At 66.7% G+C, this 16,632-nt stretch carries 16 protein-coding genes; 10 read left to right on the top strand and 6 right to left on the bottom strand.

Annotated features, from left to right (window positions below; all coding sequences use genetic code 11):
* The first annotated feature begins 36 nt into the window (after nucleotides 1–36).
* Nucleotides 37–348, top strand: a complete 312-nt coding sequence (locus M673_RS08490) for a chorismate mutase (protein WP_061975312.1) — start codon at nucleotides 37–39, stop codon at nucleotides 346–348.
* A 57-nt stretch (nucleotides 349–405) separates the two neighbouring features.
* Here M673_RS08490 and M673_RS08485 read toward each other — a convergent pair whose 3' ends face one another.
* Entirely contained in the window at nucleotides 406–855 is a 450-nt protein-coding gene (locus tag M673_RS08485) for a GatB/YqeY domain-containing protein (RefSeq protein WP_061975310.1), read from the bottom strand.
* A 440-nt stretch (nucleotides 856–1,295) separates the two neighbouring features.
* Between M673_RS08485 and carA the strand changes: the two genes are divergently transcribed.
* Complete coding sequence (gene carA / locus M673_RS08480) at nucleotides 1,296–2,480, top strand: glutamine-hydrolyzing carbamoyl-phosphate synthase small subunit (RefSeq protein WP_061975308.1); 1,185 nt, start codon at nucleotides 1,296–1,298, stop codon at nucleotides 2,478–2,480.
* Between the two features lie 5 nt (nucleotides 2,481–2,485).
* The gene (locus M673_RS08475) at nucleotides 2,486–3,052 is read left to right on the top strand and encodes a tyrosine-protein phosphatase (protein ID WP_061975306.1); all 567 of its coding nucleotides are present in this window, start codon (nucleotides 2,486–2,488) and stop codon (nucleotides 3,050–3,052) included.
* Nucleotides 3,053–3,125: 73 nt separating this feature from the next.
* Here M673_RS08475 and M673_RS24570 read toward each other — a convergent pair whose 3' ends face one another.
* A complete protein-coding gene (locus M673_RS24570; RefSeq protein ID WP_156421087.1) occupies nucleotides 3,126–3,263 on the bottom strand; it encodes a hypothetical protein in 138 nt (45 codons plus the stop codon).
* Between the two features lie 243 nt (nucleotides 3,264–3,506).
* On the opposite strand from M673_RS24570, the gene M673_RS08470 reads away from it, so the two are divergent.
* From M673_RS08470 to M673_RS08450, 5 genes are all read left to right on the top strand, one after another.
* The gene (locus M673_RS08470) at nucleotides 3,507–3,788 is read left to right on the top strand and encodes a helix-turn-helix domain-containing protein (protein WP_244493051.1); all 282 of its coding nucleotides are present in this window, start codon (nucleotides 3,507–3,509) and stop codon (nucleotides 3,786–3,788) included.
* Nucleotides 3,789–3,931: 143 nt separating this feature from the next.
* The gene (gene carB / locus M673_RS08465) at nucleotides 3,932–7,363 is read left to right on the top strand and encodes a carbamoyl-phosphate synthase large subunit (RefSeq protein WP_061975305.1); all 3,432 of its coding nucleotides are present in this window, start codon (nucleotides 3,932–3,934) and stop codon (nucleotides 7,361–7,363) included.
* A 155-nt stretch (nucleotides 7,364–7,518) separates the two neighbouring features.
* Nucleotides 7,519–7,992: a transcription elongation factor GreA gene (greA, locus tag M673_RS08460; RefSeq protein ID WP_061975303.1), complete on the top strand. Its 474-nt coding sequence runs from the start codon at nucleotides 7,519–7,521 to the stop codon at nucleotides 7,990–7,992.
* Nucleotides 7,993–8,004: 12 nt separating this feature from the next.
* The gene (locus M673_RS08455) at nucleotides 8,005–8,451 is read left to right on the top strand and encodes an HD domain-containing protein (RefSeq protein ID WP_061975301.1); all 447 of its coding nucleotides are present in this window, start codon (nucleotides 8,005–8,007) and stop codon (nucleotides 8,449–8,451) included.
* The gene (locus tag M673_RS08450; protein WP_061975299.1) at nucleotides 8,448–9,518 is read left to right on the top strand and encodes a glycosyltransferase family 4 protein; all 1,071 of its coding nucleotides are present in this window, start codon (nucleotides 8,448–8,450) and stop codon (nucleotides 9,516–9,518) included. Before M673_RS08455 ends, M673_RS08450 begins: the two co-directional genes overlap by 4 nt.
* Here M673_RS08450 and M673_RS08445 read toward each other — a convergent pair.
* From M673_RS08445 to M673_RS08435, 4 genes are all read right to left on the bottom strand, one after another.
* Nucleotides 9,511–10,293 (bottom strand): glycosyltransferase family 25 protein, encoded by a 783-nt coding sequence (locus tag M673_RS08445; RefSeq protein WP_061975297.1) that lies wholly within the window; start codon nucleotides 10,291–10,293, stop codon nucleotides 9,511–9,513. The two genes, M673_RS08450 and M673_RS08445, sit on opposite strands and share 8 nt — an antisense overlap.
* 165 nt (nucleotides 10,294–10,458) lie before the next feature.
* Entirely contained in the window at nucleotides 10,459–11,856 is a 1,398-nt protein-coding gene (locus M673_RS08440) for a TrkH family potassium uptake protein (RefSeq protein WP_082639668.1), read from the bottom strand.
* A gap of 112 nt (nucleotides 11,857–11,968) precedes the next feature.
* On the bottom strand, nucleotides 11,969–12,253 hold the full coding sequence (locus M673_RS24565; RefSeq protein ID WP_187301338.1) for a hypothetical protein: 285 nt from the start codon (nucleotides 12,251–12,253) through the stop codon (nucleotides 11,969–11,971).
* Between the two features lie 141 nt (nucleotides 12,254–12,394).
* The gene (locus M673_RS08435; protein WP_061977742.1) at nucleotides 12,395–14,200 is read right to left on the bottom strand and encodes an ABC transporter ATP-binding protein; all 1,806 of its coding nucleotides are present in this window, start codon (nucleotides 14,198–14,200) and stop codon (nucleotides 12,395–12,397) included.
* A 452-nt stretch (nucleotides 14,201–14,652) separates the two neighbouring features.
* Between M673_RS08435 and trxB the strand changes: the two genes are divergently transcribed.
* Entirely contained in the window at nucleotides 14,653–15,630 is a 978-nt protein-coding gene (gene trxB, locus M673_RS08430) for a thioredoxin-disulfide reductase (protein ID WP_061975293.1), read from the top strand.
* A 30-nt stretch (nucleotides 15,631–15,660) separates the two neighbouring features.
* A complete protein-coding gene (locus tag M673_RS08425) occupies nucleotides 15,661–16,557 on the top strand; it encodes a LysR family transcriptional regulator (RefSeq protein ID WP_082639249.1) in 897 nt (298 codons plus the stop codon).
* The last annotated feature ends 75 nt before the right edge of the window (nucleotides 16,558–16,632 follow it).

The raw sequence follows: 16,632 nt of genomic DNA, 5'->3' as shown, positions 1-16,632 counted from the left end.
GGCGCCTCGGCGCGAATTCAGCCACGGACGGCCGACATGCAAGAGCAGGCTCCCTTGCCGGAACTTCAGAAGCTGCGCGACAGCATCGACAATATCGACGCGGCGATCATCCACATGCTGGCCGAGCGCTTCCGCTGTACGCAGCGCGTCGGCGTTCTGAAGGCCGAGCATGCGCTGCCCCCGGCCGACCCGGCGCGGGAAGCGCGCCAGGTGGCGCGGCTGCGCGAACTGGCGCTGACCGCCAAGCTCGACCCGGATTTCGCGGAGAAATATCTGGCCTTCGTGGTGCGCGAAGTCATTCGCTACCACGAGGCGACGGCACGCGAACTGGCCGAACGGACGGCCTGACCCGACGCCTCGGGGAATGTAAAAAGGGCTCGGGCGCCAAAACCGCCCTACCCGCCTTCAGCTGAGAAGCGAGCGCACCACGCCCGAAGCCTGAACCATGTCGACCTTGTCGTGATAGCGCTCCTTGATGGCGCTCATGCAGCGGCCGACATCGCGCAGGCCCTTGGCGCCGGTGTCGCTGACCGCCTGCCGGCAGGCTTCCACCATTTCCACCACCGGCAGGGCCGCCGGCAGGAAGAAGCGGATCGTGGCGGCGTCGACGCGCTCGCGTGCGGCATCCTCGTTGCGACCCTTCTCGGCCATGTCGTTGGCGCTGCGCTCGCGCTGTTCGGCGAGAAGCTGCAGAATGCCGGCGATGTCGCTGTCGGGAACCTTGTCGCGCCCGGCCATGCGGCTGGCGGCGTCGCGGTCGCGAATGGCCGCATTGATGAGCCGCAAGAGGCAGGCGCGCCGTTTGTCGCCGGACGTGCAGGCCTCCTGGAGGGCGACTGCGATTTGTTCACGCATACGCGTCTGTCCTATGTGTCGCCTCGCGCGCGGCAAAGCCGCGTCCCGGGCGAAAGCTCGGATGGACCCATGCCGAATGGGCAAGCATCCTAGTTCGGGAAACTGACCTGGGGGTGAAGGCATGCGAAGCGGAGAGAAAGACGGCCTCGGCAGGCCGCGTCGTCATCATCCTGTCGTCGTACACTGCTTAACTGTTCGGGCGCGGGCCTGAGGACCTGCTCTCTCGGACACGGTTCGAGGGTGCGGATCCAGTCCACGCGCCCCTCGCATTCACAATGCATTAAGTTTTGTGCACCGCATTTGCAAGGGGACGGCGGCGTTCTCCAACGAGAAGAGGGTTGCGTTCGGGCGTCTGTGGCGCGATAGAAACGCTCCGGAAGGGCTCGGCCGCGTTGCGCGGCCTCGATACGCCCGATTGGACCCCGACGGAGACGCACCCCATGAGCGCAAACTGGCCGCAGAGGACACCGACTGCCTTGTTGGTGCTCGCAGACGGAACCGTGATCGAAGGCGACGGGATCGGCGCCGAAGGGGAAGCGCTGGGCGAGGTCTGCTTCAACACCTCCCTCACCGGCTATCAGGAAATCCTGACCGACCCGTCCTACGCCCGGCAGATCGTCACTTTCACCTTTCCCCATATCGGCAATGTCGGCGCCAATGACGAGGACGTCGAGGATCTCGTTCCGGACAACAGCATCGGCGCGGTCGGCGTGATCTTCCGCGCCGAAGTCTCGGCTCCGTCCAACTACCGCTCGGCCGGCGGTCTCGACGCTTGGCTGAAGAAGCGCGGCGTCGTCGCCCTATCGGGCATCGACACCCGAGCGCTCACCGCGCTGATCCGCGAGAAGGGCATGCCCAACGCCGTGATCGCGCATCGCGCCGACGGCGTGTTCGACGTCGAGGCGCTGAAGCGCAAGGCCGCCGACTGGAGCGGTCTCGTGGGGCTGGATCTGGCCAAGGACGCCGCGACGGCGAGCGAGGAAGTCTGGACCGAAGGCCCCTGGGTCTGGGACGCCGGCTATGGCAGCACCGCGCAGCCGGATTACACGATCGTCGCCATCGACTACGGCGCCAAGCGCAACATCCTGCGCCTGATGTCGGGACATGGCGCGCGGGTCGTCATCGTGCCGGCCACCACCAGCGCCGCCGAAATCCTGAAGCACAAGCCGGACGGCATCTTCCTGTCCAACGGCCCGGGCGACCCGGCCGCGACCGGCGAATATGCCGTGCCGGTGATCCAGGAACTGTCGAAGACCGGCATTCCCATGTTCGGAATCTGCCTGGGGCACCAGCTTCTGGCGCTGGCGCTCGGCGGTCGCACGGAGAAGATGCACCAGGGCCATCACGGCGCGAACCATCCGGTGAAGGACTTCACCACCGGCAAGGTCGAGATCGTATCGATGAACCATGGCTTCGCGGTGGACCCCGCCTCGCTGCCCGAGACGGTCGAGCAGACCCACATCTCGCTCTTCGACGGTACCAATTGCGGCCTTCGCCTCAAGGGCCAGCCGGTCTTCTCCGTCCAGCACCACCCCGAGGCCTCGCCGGGACCGCAGGACTCGCACTACCTGTTCCAGCGCTTCTTCGCGATGATCGACGATCACCGCACCAGCAAGGCGGCGTAAGACCCATGCGCTTGGCGATGCATCTGAAAAGGCTCGCCTATGCCGCGCCCCTCCTCGCGGGGCTCGGCTTTCTCGGCGTCCAGCAATGGACCGGGAACATCCACACCGTGATCGAGCACCGGCTCTACCGATCCGGCACGCTCGGGCCGACCGAGTTCGAATCCCTTCTCCAGAAGGAGGGGATTCGCACGGTCATCAACCTGCGCGGGCCGCATGTCGGCACGCCCTGGTACGACGAAGAGCGCGCGGTGGCCGAGCGGCGCGGCGCACATCTCGTCGATCTCTCCTGGTCCGCCGGCCGGGCGCTTAACGACGACATGGTTGCCGCCTTCTACAAGGCCGTCGAGAATGCCGAAGGCCCGATCCTCATCCACTGCATGTCGGGCTCGGATCGAACCGGTCTCGCCGTCGCGCTCTACATGGCGAAATTCGCCGGCGCCGGGGAATTGGCGGCCGAGGAACAACTCTCCATCCGCTACGGCCATTTCGCCGTCCCGTTCCTGTCGCGCGCCTATGCGATGAACGAAACCTTCGAGCGGCTCGAGCCCAGCCTCGGCTTCTACGGCTCCTGACACGAAAAAGGCGCCGGTCGACCCGGCGCCTTCTAGTGGTCGTCTCCCCTGCGGTTCGCAGATCGGTTCCAGCTCATGCGGAGCGGAACATCCGGAACAAGCGACGCACGACATTGTGGAACCCACAGCTGAACGTGGCGTGGCGGTGCAGGTCGTCGCGATTGCGATCGGCCCCACAGGTGGAGCGGCTGACGATCAGGTCGGCAAGCATGGCATTTCCCTTCCCGGTTAAAGACTGGTGGTTTCAGCGAAATCGGCTTTTTTGCCTTCGCTTAGCTATAGATGCGCACAAAGTGCACCTCGACAAGAGCGAACTGGCGCACGGAGTGCATTTTTTGTTGCGCTGGAAACGGGATTTGCTACGACGCCGCAGCGGAGCTTGAATGAGCTTGCGCCGGGTGGGTTGAGCGAAGCTGAACTCGGCGCCAAGCTCCATAGAGTGGAGCGTGCGGATATGACGGGTGCGATGGATTCGGACGGCTTCCGCCAGTGGCGGCGCGAGATGGGTCTCAAGCAGAAGGATGCGGCCGACCTTCTCGGGCTCAAGAAGCGCGTCATCCAATATTACGAGAAGGGGGATCGCGACGGAAAGCGCGTCGAGATTCCCCGAACGGTGGAGCTCGCCTGCCTCGCCCTGGCGCTGGGCTGCGATCGCTACGACGGGCGCCGCCTGCCCCGTTCGGCCGGCGAGATCGTCAAGCCGCCCGCCCCGGCTGCCGAACGAGCCGCCGAATGAATCCGGGCAAAAGCGCCGTTTCGCCCTTTCGCCGGCCGGCGCGATTCCCTATAAGCCGGCCTTAGCCTTGAATTTCCTCGCAGAGACACCCCGGCCGCTTGCGGCGCGGGGTGTCTGCGCACGATCGAACAGACGGATCAGCCATGCCCAAGCGCCAAGATATCAAAACCATCCTGATCGTCGGCGCCGGCCCCATCATCATCGGCCAGGCCTGCGAGTTCGACTATTCCGGCACGCAAGCGTGTAAAGCGCTGCGCGAGGAGGGCTACCGGATCGTCCTCGTCAACAGCAATCCGGCGACGATCATGACCGACCCCGATCTCGCCGACGCCACCTATATCGAGCCGATCACGCCCGAAGTGGTCGCCAAGATCATCGCCAAGGAGCGGCCGGACGCGATCCTGCCGACCATGGGCGGCCAGACCGCGCTCAACACTGCCCTCAGCCTCAAGCGCATGGGCGTCCTCGACAAGTACAATGTCGAGATGATCGGCGCCGACGCTACGGCGATCGACAAGGCCGAGGACCGTGCCCTGTTCCGCGAGGCCATGGCCAAGATCGGCCTGGAAACGCCGAAAAGCTATCTCGCCAACGCCACCGAGGCCAAGCAGGCCGACCGGCTGGCGCATGAAGAGCGCCGCGCGGCGGCGATCCGCGCGACCTCCGATGGGCCGGAACGCGACGGCGCGCTGCAGGTGCTGGAGAACGAGTGGAACCTCGGTGAGACCGAACGCAAGCAGCGCTACATGGCGCGCGCCATGGGCGCAGCGGCCGAGGCGCTGGAGCATGTGGGCCTCCCCGCCATCATCCGCCCCTCCTTCACCATGGGCGGCACGGGCGGCGGTATCGCCTACAATCGCTCCGAGTTCTTCGAGATCATCGAAGGCGGCCTCGACGCCTCCCCGACCACCGAAGTCCTGATCGAAGAGTCGGTGCTGGGCTGGAAGGAATACGAGATGGAGGTCGTCCGCGACAAGGCGGACAACTGCATCATCGTCTGCTCCATCGAGAACGTCGATCCGATGGGCGTCCACACCGGCGATAGCATCACCGTGGCGCCCGCGCTGACGCTGACCGACAAAGAATATCAGGTCATGCGCAACGCCTCGATCGCGGTGCTGCGTGAGATCGGCGTCGAGACCGGCGGCTCCAACGTGCAGTTCGCGGTGAACCCCGAGAACGGTCGCCTCGTCGTCATCGAGATGAACCCGCGCGTCTCGCGCTCGTCCGCTCTGGCTTCGAAGGCCACCGGCTTCCCGATCGCCAAGATCGCCGCCAAGCTCGCGGTCGGCTACACGCTGGACGAACTGAAGAACGACATTACCGGCGGCGCGACGCCCGCTTCGTTCGAGCCGACGATCGACTATGTCGTCACCAAGATTCCGCGCTTCGCCTTCGAGAAATTCCCCGGCGCCTCGCCGGTCCTCACCACGGCCATGAAGTCGGTCGGCGAGGTCATGGCGATCGGCCGCACCTTCGAGGAATCTCTCCAGAAGGCTCTTCGCGGCCTCGAGACCGGCCTCGACGGTCTGGATGAGATCGTGATCCCGGGCCTTGGCGAAGGCGACGACAAGAACGCCATCCGCGCCGCGCTCGGCACGCCGACGCCCGATCGCCTGCGCATGGTGGCGCAGGCCCTGCGCGAGGGCGCGAGCAAGGAGCAGGTGCACCGCTCCTCCAAGATCGATCCCTGGTTCATCGACCGCTTCAAGGCGATCATCGACCTGGAAGCCAAGATCAAGACGGCCGGTCTGCCGGACGACGCCGAGAACCTGCGCTTCCTGAAGTCGGTCGGCTTCTCTGACGCCCGCCTCGCAAAGCTCGCCGGCAAAGCTGAGAGCGACGTCCAAGCCCTGCGCGAGCGGCTCGACGTTCACCCCGTCTTCAAGCGCATCGACACCTGCGCCGCCGAGTTCGCCTCGCCCACCCCCTACATGTACTCGACCTACGAGCGGCCCTTCGCCGGTGAGGTGCGCTCCGAGGCCGGCGTGTCCGACCGCAAGAAGGTCGTGATCCTGGGCGGCGGTCCCAACCGGATCGGCCAAGGCATCGAGTTCGACTATTGCTGCTGCCACGCGGCGTTCGCCTTGAGGGATGCCGGCCTCGAAGCCATCATGATCAACTGCAATCCCGAGACGGTCTCGACCGACTACGACACGTCGGACCGGCTCTACTTCGAGCCGCTGACGGCCGAGGACGTGCTCGAAATCCTGCGCGTCGAGAAGTCGCGCGGCACGCTCCACGGCGTCATCGTCCAGTTCGGCGGCCAGACGCCGCTGAAGCTCGCCGAGGCGCTGGAAGAGGCCGGCATTCCGATCCTCGGCACCTCGCCGGACGCAATCGACCTGGCCGAGGACCGCGACCGCTTCCAGAAGCTGCTGCACGACCTCAACCTGCGCCAGCCCAACAACGGCATCGCCCGCTCCGTCGAGGAAGCGCGCGAGATCGTGGATCGCATCGGCTATCCCGTGGTGATCCGCCCCTCCTACGTGCTGGGCGGCCGCGCGATGGAGATCGTGCGCGGCGACACGCAGTTCGCCCGTTACATGAAGGAAGCCGTGGTCGTGTCCGGCAAGTCGCCGGTGCTGATCGACAGCTACCTTTCGGACGCGACGGAGGTCGACGTCGACTGCCTCAGCGACGGCACGGACACGTTCGTGGTCGGCATCATGGAGCATATCGAGGAAGCCGGCATCCATTCCGGCGACTCCGCCTGCTCCCTCCCCGTCCACTCGCTCTCGCGCGCCATCACCGACGAGTTGGAGCGCCAGACCCGCGACATGGCGTTGGCCTTGAAGGTCGGCGGATTGATGAACGTGCAGTTCGCCATCAAGGGCGAGGACATCTACGTTCTGGAAGTGAACCCGCGCGCTTCGCGCACCGTGCCCTTCGTCGCCAAGACGATCGGCTCGCCGGTCGCCAAGATCGCCGCGCGCATCATGGCGGGCGAGACGCTGGACGCCGCCTTCGCGGCCTATGGCGGCAAGCCGGACGTGAAGAACCTGAAGCACATCGCGGTGAAGGAGGCGGTGTTCCCCTTCGCCCGCTTCCCCGGCGTCGACACGCTGCTCGGCCCCGAGATGCGCTCCACCGGCGAGGTCATGGGCCTCGACACCGACTTCGCGCTGGCCTTCGCCAAGGCGCAGCTCGGCGCCTCGGTGGACCTGCCGCGCGAGGGGGCGATGTTCGTCTCGGTGCGCGACGGCGACAAGCCCAAGATGCTGGGCACCGTCCAGCGCATGGCCGCGCTCGGCTTCCGCATCTCGGCGACCGAGGGCACCCATCGCTTCCTCGCCGAGAACGGCGTCGTGGCCGAGAAGGTGAACAAGGTGCTGGAAGGGCGTCCGCATATCGAGGACGCGATCCGCAACCGTCAGGTCCAGATCGTCCTCAACACGACCGAGGGTGCCAAGGCACTGTCGGACTCGCGTTCGCTTCGCCGCGCGGCCCTGATGCACAAGGTGCCCTACTTCACGACGCTCGCCGGCATGGAGGCCGCGGCCCAGGCCATCGCGGCGCTGAAGGCGGGCAATCTTGAAGTGCGCTCGCTTCAGTCCTATTTTCAGGCCGCTTGAGTTCAGGGCGAGCCTGTATAGACTCGTCCTATCATGAATGTCCGGTCGGCTGGTTTCCTCATGGGAAGCCGGCCGGCTTTTTACTTCCGGCAAGGGCCGGACAAAGCAAGACGGTCCGGCCCCCGCCGGGCGTCGGGAATGTAAGGGTAGAGGGCATGGAAAAAGTGCCGATGACTGTCAGCGGGTTCGAGACGCTCAAGGAAGAGCTTCGCCGCCGCCAGCAGGAAGAACGCCCCCGGATCATCACCGCGATTTCGGAAGCGCGCGCCCATGGCGACCTGTCCGAAAACGCCGAATATCATTCGGCCAAGGAGGCGCAGAGCCTCAACGAGGGCCGGATCGGCGAGCTGGAGGATCTGACCGCGCGCGCCGAGGTCATCGACGTTTCCAAGCTGTCCGGCGACCGCGTCAAGTTCGGCGCCACGGTGAAGCTCGTGGACGAGGACACCGAGGAGGAGAAGGTCTACCAGATCGTCGGCGATGCCGAGGCCGACGTGAAGCAGGGCCGCATCTCCATCTCCTCGCCCATCGCGCGCGCGCTGATCGGCAAGAGCGAGGGCGACACGGTCGAGGTGGCCGCGCCGGGCGGCGCCCGCTCCTACGAGATCATCGAATTGCGCTGGGTCTGAGCGCGTTCCGTCATGCCGACTTCTCCCCTTGAAAAGGCCGAGGCCATCGCCTCGGTCGCCCATGAAGGCCAGCTCGACAAGCGCGGGCGTCCTTTCCTGGCTCACTTACGCCGCGTCGCCGGCTGCGTCTGCGGCGAGGACGAGCGCATCGTCGCCCTCCTCCACGACGTGGTCGAGAAAGGCCCTGGCTGGACGCTGAGTGCGCTCGCCGCCAAGGGCTTCTCGCCCGAGATCGTCGCGGCCGTCGATGCGCTGACGCGGCGCGAAGGCGAAAGCGATCAGGCCTTCGTCGCCCGCGCCGTCGCCCTGCCGCTCGCCCGCTCGGTCAAGCGCGCCGACCTGAAGGACAATCTGGAAAGCGCCCGGCAGTTCATGTCCGGCCCGGAAGCCGAAGAGCGCATCGCCCGCTACGAGGCGGAGCTGCGCGAACTCGACGCCGCCATCCAGGCGGCGGCGTGAGCAAAGCGGGTCAGCCCGGCGGCCCGGTCCGCCGGGCCCTGGTGATCGCGCCCAATTTCAAGCGCCGCCTGTCGGGCGTCACCTCCACGATCATCCAGCTCGTTCCCGAACAGGCCAAAGCGCTCGACATCCGGGCCCTAGGCCCCGGCCTGCCCGCGCATTTGCCGAAGCTCCGGTGGCGCGACCTGCCCGGCCTTTGGCGCAGGCCCGAAGGCCGGCCCTTCCGCATCTGGCACGCCAGGCGCAATGTCGAGATGCTGCCCGGCATCCTGTTGCGGGACGTCTTGCGCATGCCGCTGCGCCTCGTCTTCACCTCCGCCTCGCAGCGCCGCCACACCGGCTACACACGCTGGCTCATCTCGCGCATGGACGCGGTGATTGCGACCAGCACGCGCACCGGCGCCTATCTCTCGGTTCCCCACACCACCATCACCCACGGCATCGACCAGACCCGGTTTCGCCCCGCCGCCAGCCGCGAGGCGGCGCGCGAAGCCCTCGGCCTTGCCCCCTCCTCGCGCACGCTCGGCTGCTTCGGCCGCGTGCGCCGGCAGAAGGGCACGGATCTCTTCGTGGAGGCGATGATCGCGCTTCTGCCGCATCATCCCGGCTGGCAGGCCGTGATCGCCGGCCGCGCGACGGCGGAGCACCAATCCTTCGAAGCCGATCTCAGGCAACGCGTCGAGACGGCGGGGCTTGCCGATCGCATCCTCTTCGTCGGCGAGCATCGCGACATCGAGCATTGGTATCAGGCGCTCGATCTCTTCGTCGCGCCGCAGCGCTGGGAGGGCTTCGGCCTGACGCCGCTGGAGGCCATGTCCACCGGCGTGCCGGTCATCGCCGCCGATGTCGGCGTGTTCTCCGATGTCGTGACAGAGGAGACCGGCACGATCGTTCCTCCGGGCGATCTCTCGGCGATGATCGCGGCCGTGGAGCGCTGGATGGCGGACGACGCGCTTCGGGCCGCTGGCTCCTCTGCGGCACTCGCCAAGGCCCACGCCGAGTTTCCCCTGGCCCGCGAGGCGGAGGCGATCAACGCCGTCTACGACAGATTGTGGCGCCTCAGCTGAAGTCTTCGTCGCGCAGTGTCGTGCGCTGGTAGGTGGCCGGGCCGAGGCGTCTCAGGTGCTGCCCGGCCAGCCGGATTTGCGTCATCACCCGCCGCCCGTGAAACGGCCAGTTGGCCGGCGCCAGAGACAGCCGCCCGCGCGGCGCCTGGATCGAGGTCGCGCCGCTGATCTCGGCGCCGCCGCTGCGCCGCTCCCAGAGATGCGCCTGGATCGCCAGCGCCGGCTCGGCCTGCCAGGAGACGAGCGAGCCGAGGCCGTGCAGGAAGGCGTCCACCGGCGCCGCGCCCCGCTCGGCCCACGCCAAAAGTTTTCGCGCGCCGGCCGGCCAAAGGAGATAGGCGGCCGAGCCCGACTTGTCGCGAAACACCCGGCGCACCGCGACGCCTTCTCCAAGATCGAGCGCGCGCCGCGCCACGAAGCGGCGGCGCTCGAAGCTCTCCAGATTGAGGAACTCGGCCCGCTCGAAGGCGGTGAGACGCGGCAGCGCCTGAACCAAGCGGCGCGAGAGGATCGCATCGTCCTCCAGCACCAGCACCGGCTCGTCGCCCGAGGCGATCTCCCGCCAGAGCCCGTGATGCGACAGGAAGCAGCCGAGTTCGGCCCGCGTCAGCGGCCGCTCCCATCGCCCGTTCAGCCCGCCCGCGATGGCGTCCCCGATCTCCCCCGCCTCCACCGCGCGAACCCGCTCGAACGCGAGCCCCAGCCGCTCGCCCTGCCGCTCCATGAAGGCGCGGCGCTCGGTGGCGCGGTCGAGATTGATGAAGACAATGCGCATCGGAATGTCTTTCGGCGTTCTCCGGGCGGAGGATGGGCGAGGACTTCTTGTTGGATCACGAGAAGCGAAGCGCAGTCGATGCCGGCGGCACGGCCAAGCATTCGCGACGAAGGGGCCGGCAAGAAGGACCGGCCAGCCGACCTCGGAGAGCGCCGAAAGACATTCCTAATCTCTCCAGAAGCTCGGGGATAGAAGCACCAGCACGGTCACGAGTTCGAGACGGCCGATCAGCATCAGGAAGGACAGGATCCAAAGCGCCGGGGCCGACAGGAAGGAGAAGTTCCCGGCGGGGCCAATCAGCTGCCCGAAGCCCGGGCCGACATTGCCGACCGCCGTCAGCGAGGCCGAGAAGGCGGTGAGAAGGTCGAGGCCGTAGATCGCCAGAACCGTGGTTCCGACCAGCAGCGAAAGAAAGAACAGGAAGATGAAGATGGTCACGCTCTGCAGCGTTTCCAGCGAGATGTCGTCATGGCCGTATTTCAGCCGCTGCACCGAATGGGGCCGGATCACGCGCCGGAAGTTGGCCCGCACCAGCGCGTAGAGAATGATGATGCGGTTCACCTTGATGCCGCCCGCCGTCGAGCCGGAGCAGCCGCCGATGAACATGGCGAGAAAGAAGATGCCGAGCGCCGCGTTCGACCAGAGCGTGAAATCCTCCGACACGAAGCCGGTCGTGGTGATGACCGAGACGAGGTTGAAGGCGGACGAGATCAGGGCCTCCTTCACCGACACGCCGTTGATCCAAAGCCGCGTGGCCGCCAGAATCAGCGTCAGCACGAGGCAGATGGCGAGAAACAGCCCGATCTGCGGATCGCGCCAGCGCTGGAAGCGGCGCGGCAGGAACAACCGGATATAGAGAACGAAGGGCAGCGCCCCGAAGAGCATGAAGACGGTGGAGACGAGAAGGATCGCGTCGGACTGGAAGAAGCCGAGCGATTCGTCATGGGTGGAGAAGCCGCCCGTCGCGAGCGTCGACATGGCGTGGTTCACCGCGTCGAACAGCGACATGCCGAAGGCGTAGTAGAGGATCGTGCAAAGGAGGGTCAGCGAGAGATAGACCGCGACGATGCCCGCCGAAAGCTGGCTGACGCGCGGCAGAAGCCGGCCCGAGCGATCCGAGCTTTCCAGATGGAACAGCGCCATGCCGCCGACCCGCAGCGAGGGAAAGATCAGGAGCGCCATGCCGATGATGCCGATACCGCCCATGAAGTTGAGCAGAGAGCGCCAGAGCAAGAGGCCGCGCGGCAGCGCGTCGAGCCCCGAAATCGTCGTGGCGCCGGTGGTGGTGAGGCCGGAGACGGATTCGAAGACGGCCGCCGCGAGGCCGAGTTTCGGCAGGGCGAAATAGATCGGCACCGCGCCGATCGCGCTGCCCGCCGCCCAGATCGTGGTGACGAGGAGAAAGCCGAGGCGTGGGCTCGGCCGGAAGGGCTCGCCGCGCGTCGCGACGGCGATCAGCGTGCAGATCGCCGCGATCACCACGCCCGAGACGATGAAGACGATCCAGTCCCGGTTTCCGTCGAGCGCGTCCACGAAGGCCGGCAGCAGCATGGCGCCGGCCAGGACCAGGCCGAAGATCGCGGCGACATGGGCAATGGTCCTGACGATGGCGCGACCCCCGAAGGCTGAAAGACGGCCGGCGCATCCCCTCGCCGGCCGTCCGTTGGTTGGGCTTCTAGAGCATTTCCAGGCAAAGCGGATAGGCTTTGCCGGCGGACAATGCGGCAAGATTGGAGGCCTTGAGCCTCTGCGGTGGATTCGAATTCATCGCAGAGGCTCTAGAGGCTGTTATGAGCATGGGCACGTCTTGTGCCGCCCGCCCCGATCCGCCTGGTAGAAGCCGGGTGAAGCCGGTAGCGGTGCTACCGGCAAAACCGGCGACGCTCTCCGGCGGTTCGGGGCGGGCGGCCCGAAGGGTCGGATCGGCGAAGTCATCCGCAGCGTCGGCAAGATCGGCCAAGACGGCCAGTCTTGACCGATCTTCCCTCCTCCCGGGCTGATCTTCGCTGATCCGACACAAGACATGCCCATGTTCATAACAGCCTCTAGCGGCTGGGGCGGCCCCGGGCAACAAAGCCCGGAGCGCTTCCAGCCGCCCCCTTTAGCCCGCGTCCCGCAGGAGCGAGGGTTCGCCCTGGCGCTCCGCCAGCCGGCGATAGACGCCGCCGGGACGCCGCATCAGGGCGTCATGCGGTCCCTCCTCCACGACCCGCCCCCGCTCGAAGACGAGGATGCGGTCGAGCGCGCGCACGGTGGAGAGACGGTGCGCGATGACGAGCGCGGTGCGCCCGACCATCAGCCGCTCCATCGCCTCCTGGATCAGCCGCTCCGATTCGGAATCCAGCGCCGAGGTCGCCTCGTCGAGGATCAGGATCGGCGCGTCGGCCAGGAAGGCCCGGGCGAGCGCGACGCGCTGGCGCTCGCCGCCCGAGAGCTTCACGCCCCGCTCGCCCACCATCGTGTCGTAGCCCTGCGGCAGGCGTTCGACGAACTCCGCCGCATGGGCCAGCGCCGCCGCGCGCTCGATCTCGCCCGTCGTCGCCTCCGGCCGGCCATAGGCGATGTTGTCGCGCAAGGACCGGTGGAAGAGGATCGACTCCTGCGGAACGATGGCGATCTGCCGGCGCAGCGACTCCTGCGTGACATCAGCCACGGTCTGCCCGTCGATGCGGATTTCGCCGCCCGACACGTCATGCAGGCGCTGCACGAGCTTGACGAAGGTCGACTTGCCCGAGCCGGAATGGCCGACCAGGCCTACCCGCTCGCCGGCGCGGATCGTCACGTCCAGCCCGTCGTAGAGCGGCGTGCCGTGCCCGGCGTAGTGGAAGCTGACTCGGTCGAACCGGATTTCGCCACCCGTCACGCGAAGCGGCGGCGCGCCCGGCGCGTCGGCGATCTGCGCGCCGACGTCGTGGAGATCCACCAGTTCCTCCATCTCGTTGACGGCCTTCTGCAGGTTGTTCACATGCATGCCGACTTCGCGCAGATACCCGTGCATTACGAAATAGGTCGTGAGCACATAGGTGAGATCGCCCGCGCTCGCCTGCCCCTGCCACCAGAGGGCAAGGGCGACGCCCGCGATCGACACGCGCACGATCCAGAGCACCAGGATCTGGGCGCTGCCCGACCATGTGTGCCGCATCCACGTGCGGTGGGTCTCGCGGGTCCAGTCGCCCAGCGCCCCGGAGAGACGCACGTCCTCGCGCCGTTCGGCGCCGAAGGCCTTGACCACGGCGTTGCAGGCAAGCGCGTCGGCCAACACGCCGCCGACGCGGGTGTCCATCCGGTTCGACACGCGCGAGGCCGGCGCGATGTAGCGCATGGACAGCATGACCGTCATGCCGACATAGGCGATCGCGCCGATGGCCATGACGAGGCCCATGATCGGCCATTGCACGGCCAGGAGCGTCACCGTGCCGAGCAGCACGACCATGGAGGGCAACAGTGCCAACAGAAGCGTGTCGTGCAGGAGGTCGAGCGCCCACATGCCGCGCGTGATCTGGCGCACCACCGAGCCCGAGAAGCTGTTGGCGTGCCAGTCCGTGGAGAAGCGCTGGACCCGGCCGAAGGCGCCCTCGGCAACGCGCCGCATGATCCGCAGCGTCATCGGCACGACGGCGGTCCAGGCGAAATGCCGGCAGGCGAGGAACACGAGGCCGAGCGCCGCCATCGAGGCGAGCGCCCACAGGCCCTCCGTCAGGGCCGCCTCGCGCGCCATCTCGCCGCGCGCCACTGCATCCACCAGCCGCCCGGCGAAGAAGGGCACGAACACGTCCGCCAGCGTGGCCAGCGTGATCGACAGGGCGATGGTCCAGGCCAGCCGGCGCTCGGAGGCCCACTTGTGAAAGGTGAAACGAAGAACGGTGCGGATCGCGTCGCCGCGATCACGTTGAGGTAAAACGGTCATGATGGTCCGGCGCGACAAAGCGGCGCCGTCTCCTGGAAAGCCGCGACGAGGCGCGGATCGGATCAGGGGGAGCGTCGGGTCCGCAACGGACACAACACGGAGAAGCTGCCTGCGGCGGGAATCAGACCCGAGGCGTGGCAGAAGCCGGGCGAAGCGTCGAAGGATGACGACGGGCCCAGGCTGGGGAAACGAACATGCAATCGATCATGAAGCCTCCCCTTTCCAGTGTTGAAAGCCCCCTAAACGTATCGTGACCTTTTGCCGCCGTCCACCCCACGCATTGAAACCGGGGAAACTGTGGCACATCGGCAACTCCGACGGTTGTCGGACCCGTCTTGCTCCCGTATTGAAACAAGGAACGGCCGGTGCCATGTCCGAGGGGCCATGTCTGGCAGTGTCAGGTCTTACGGGTTTCGCGGGAAGGTCGCGGGTCCCATGTCGCGGGTGATGTCATGTCTGAGCGTTTTGCCGAAGTCCTCGTGATCGGCTCCGGCCCCGCCGGCTACACGGCCGCGATCTACGCCGCCCGCGCCATGATGAAGCCGCTGCTCGTCGCCGGCCTGCAGGAAGGCGGCCAGCTGACGATCACCTCCGATGTCGAGAACTATCCAGGCTACCGCGATCCGATCGCCGGCCCGTTCCTGATGGAGGAGATGAAGGCGCAGGCGCTCAATGTCGGCGCCGAGATGGCCTCCGACCTCATCGTCGAGGCCGATCTGTCCGTGCGCCCCTTCCGCTTCCGTGGCGACAGCGGCACGACCTACACCGCCAATGCCGTCATCATCGCGACCGGCGCGCAGGCCCGCTGGCTCGGGCTCGAGTCGGAAGCCGCGTTCCAGGGCTTCGGCGTTTCGGCCTGCGCCACCTGCGACGGGTTCTTCTATCGCGGCAAGGACGTGGTCGTGGTGGGCGGCGGCAACACGGCGGTCGAGGAAGCGCTCTATCTCTCGCATATCGCGAAATCCGTGACGGTGGTCCACCGCCGCGCCGAGTTCCGCGCCGAGCGCATCATGCAGAACCGCCTCTTCGCCAAGGACAATGTCCGCGTGATCTGGAACAGCGAAGTGGCGGAGATTACCGGCCAGACCAAGCCGATGAAGTCGGTGACGGGCATCACGCTGCGCAACCGCGAGACCGGCGAGACGCAGGCGATCGCGACCGACGGCGTGTTCGTCGCCATCGGCCACGCGCCGGCGACCGAGGTGTTCGGCGATCAGCTGCGCAAGAAGGACGGCAACTATCTCTGGGTCGAGCCGGGCACCACCAAGACCTCGGTCGAGGGCGTGTTCGCGGCGGGGGATGTGGCCGACGACATCTATCGGCAGGCCGTGACGGCGGCGGGCCTCGGCTGCATGGCCGCGCTGGAGGCCGAGCGCTGGCTGGCGGGCCAGGCGCTGGACGCGCAGGCCCAGCGACAAGCCGCAGAATAAGACGAAAAAACCGGGGGGAAGAGACCGATCATGGCGCTGGACTGGGACAAGCTGCGCATATTCCACGCAGCCGCCGAAGCCGGGTCCTTCACCCATGCGGCCAATGCGCTGAACCTCAGCCAATCCGCCATCTCGCGGCAGGTGGCAGCGCTGGAGCAGGAGATCGGCTCGCCGCTTTTCCACCGGCATGCGCGCGGGCTTGTCCTGTCGGAGCCGGGCGAGCTTCTCTACCAGACCGCCAGCGACGTTCTCAAACGGCTCGAGAACGTGCGCATGCAGCTGACCGAAACGCGCGAGAAGCCCACCGGCAAGCTGCGCGTGACCACGACGGTGGGCCTCGGCTCCGGCTGGCTGACGCAGCGCGCCCAAGAATTCCTCGAGCTTTATCCCGATGTCGAATTGCAACTCGTCTTCGACAACGAGGAGATCGATCTCACCATGCGCAAGGCGGACGCGGCGATCCGCCTGCGCCAGCCGCAGCAGCCCGATCTCATCCAGCGCCGTCTCTTCACCGTGCATATGCACGTCTATGCCGCGCCGGCCTATCTCTCGCGCTACGGCACGCCGGAGACGACCGAGGATCTCGACCGTCATCGCATCATCACCTTCGGCGAGCCGGCGCCCAACTATCTCAGAAACCTGAACGCGCTGGAAACCGCCGGCTTGCCGGAAGGCCAGATGCGGCCGGCGATCCTCCAGATCAACAATCTCATGGCGATGAAGTCCGCCATCGAGCGCGGCATCGGCCTCGCCCTGCTGCCGGACTACATGATCGACAAGGACACCAAGCTCGTGCAAGTCCTGCCCGATCTGGACCTCGCCTCCTTCGACACGTATTTCTGCTATCCCGAACAGCTGCGCGATGCAGCGAAACTCAAGGTGTTCCGCGACTTCCTGATTGGTAAGGCGCGCACTTGGTCTTACTGAGACCTGGGTATCCCAACGGATCTGCGAAGGGCGACCTTCAACCGCCGTCAGCATCTTCATGACACACGAATGGCT

This window comes from Aureimonas sp. AU20, from assembly GCF_001442755.1.
Classification (GTDB): domain Bacteria; phylum Pseudomonadota; class Alphaproteobacteria; order Rhizobiales; family Rhizobiaceae; genus Aureimonas.
This window is presented reverse-complemented; position numbering and strand designations above follow the sequence as displayed.

Bases quoted from the DNA above. Each gene is read 5' to 3' on its own strand.
- trxB (WP_061975293.1), top strand. From the start codon at position 14,653: ATGTCTGAGCGTTTTGCCGAAGTCCTCGTGATCGGCTCCGGCCCCGCC.
- M673_RS08470 (WP_244493051.1), top strand. From the start codon at position 3,507: ATGACGGGTGCGATGGATTCGGACGGCTTCCGCCAGTGGCGGCGCGAG.
- carA (WP_061975308.1), top strand. From the start codon at position 1,296: ATGAGCGCAAACTGGCCGCAGAGGACACCGACTGCCTTGTTGGTGCTC.
- M673_RS24570 (WP_156421087.1), bottom strand. From the start codon at position 3,263: ATGCTTGCCGACCTGATCGTCAGCCGCTCCACCTGTGGGGCCGATCGC.
- M673_RS08425 (WP_082639249.1), top strand. From the start codon at position 15,661: ATGGCGCTGGACTGGGACAAGCTGCGCATATTCCACGCAGCCGCCGAA.
- greA (WP_061975303.1), top strand. From the start codon at position 7,519: ATGGAAAAAGTGCCGATGACTGTCAGCGGGTTCGAGACGCTCAAGGAA.
- carB (WP_061975305.1), top strand. From the start codon at position 3,932: ATGCCCAAGCGCCAAGATATCAAAACCATCCTGATCGTCGGCGCCGGC.
- M673_RS08435 (WP_061977742.1), bottom strand. From the start codon at position 14,200: ATGACCGTTTTACCTCAACGTGATCGCGGCGACGCGATCCGCACCGTT.
- M673_RS08475 (WP_061975306.1), top strand. From the start codon at position 2,486: ATGCGCTTGGCGATGCATCTGAAAAGGCTCGCCTATGCCGCGCCCCTC.
- M673_RS08455 (WP_061975301.1), top strand. From the start codon at position 8,005: ATGCCGACTTCTCCCCTTGAAAAGGCCGAGGCCATCGCCTCGGTCGCC.
- M673_RS08485 (WP_061975310.1), bottom strand. From the start codon at position 855: ATGCGTGAACAAATCGCAGTCGCCCTCCAGGAGGCCTGCACGTCCGGC.
- M673_RS08445 (WP_061975297.1), bottom strand. From the start codon at position 10,293: ATGCGCATTGTCTTCATCAATCTCGACCGCGCCACCGAGCGCCGCGCC.
- M673_RS08490 (WP_061975312.1), top strand. From the start codon at position 37: ATGCAAGAGCAGGCTCCCTTGCCGGAACTTCAGAAGCTGCGCGACAGC.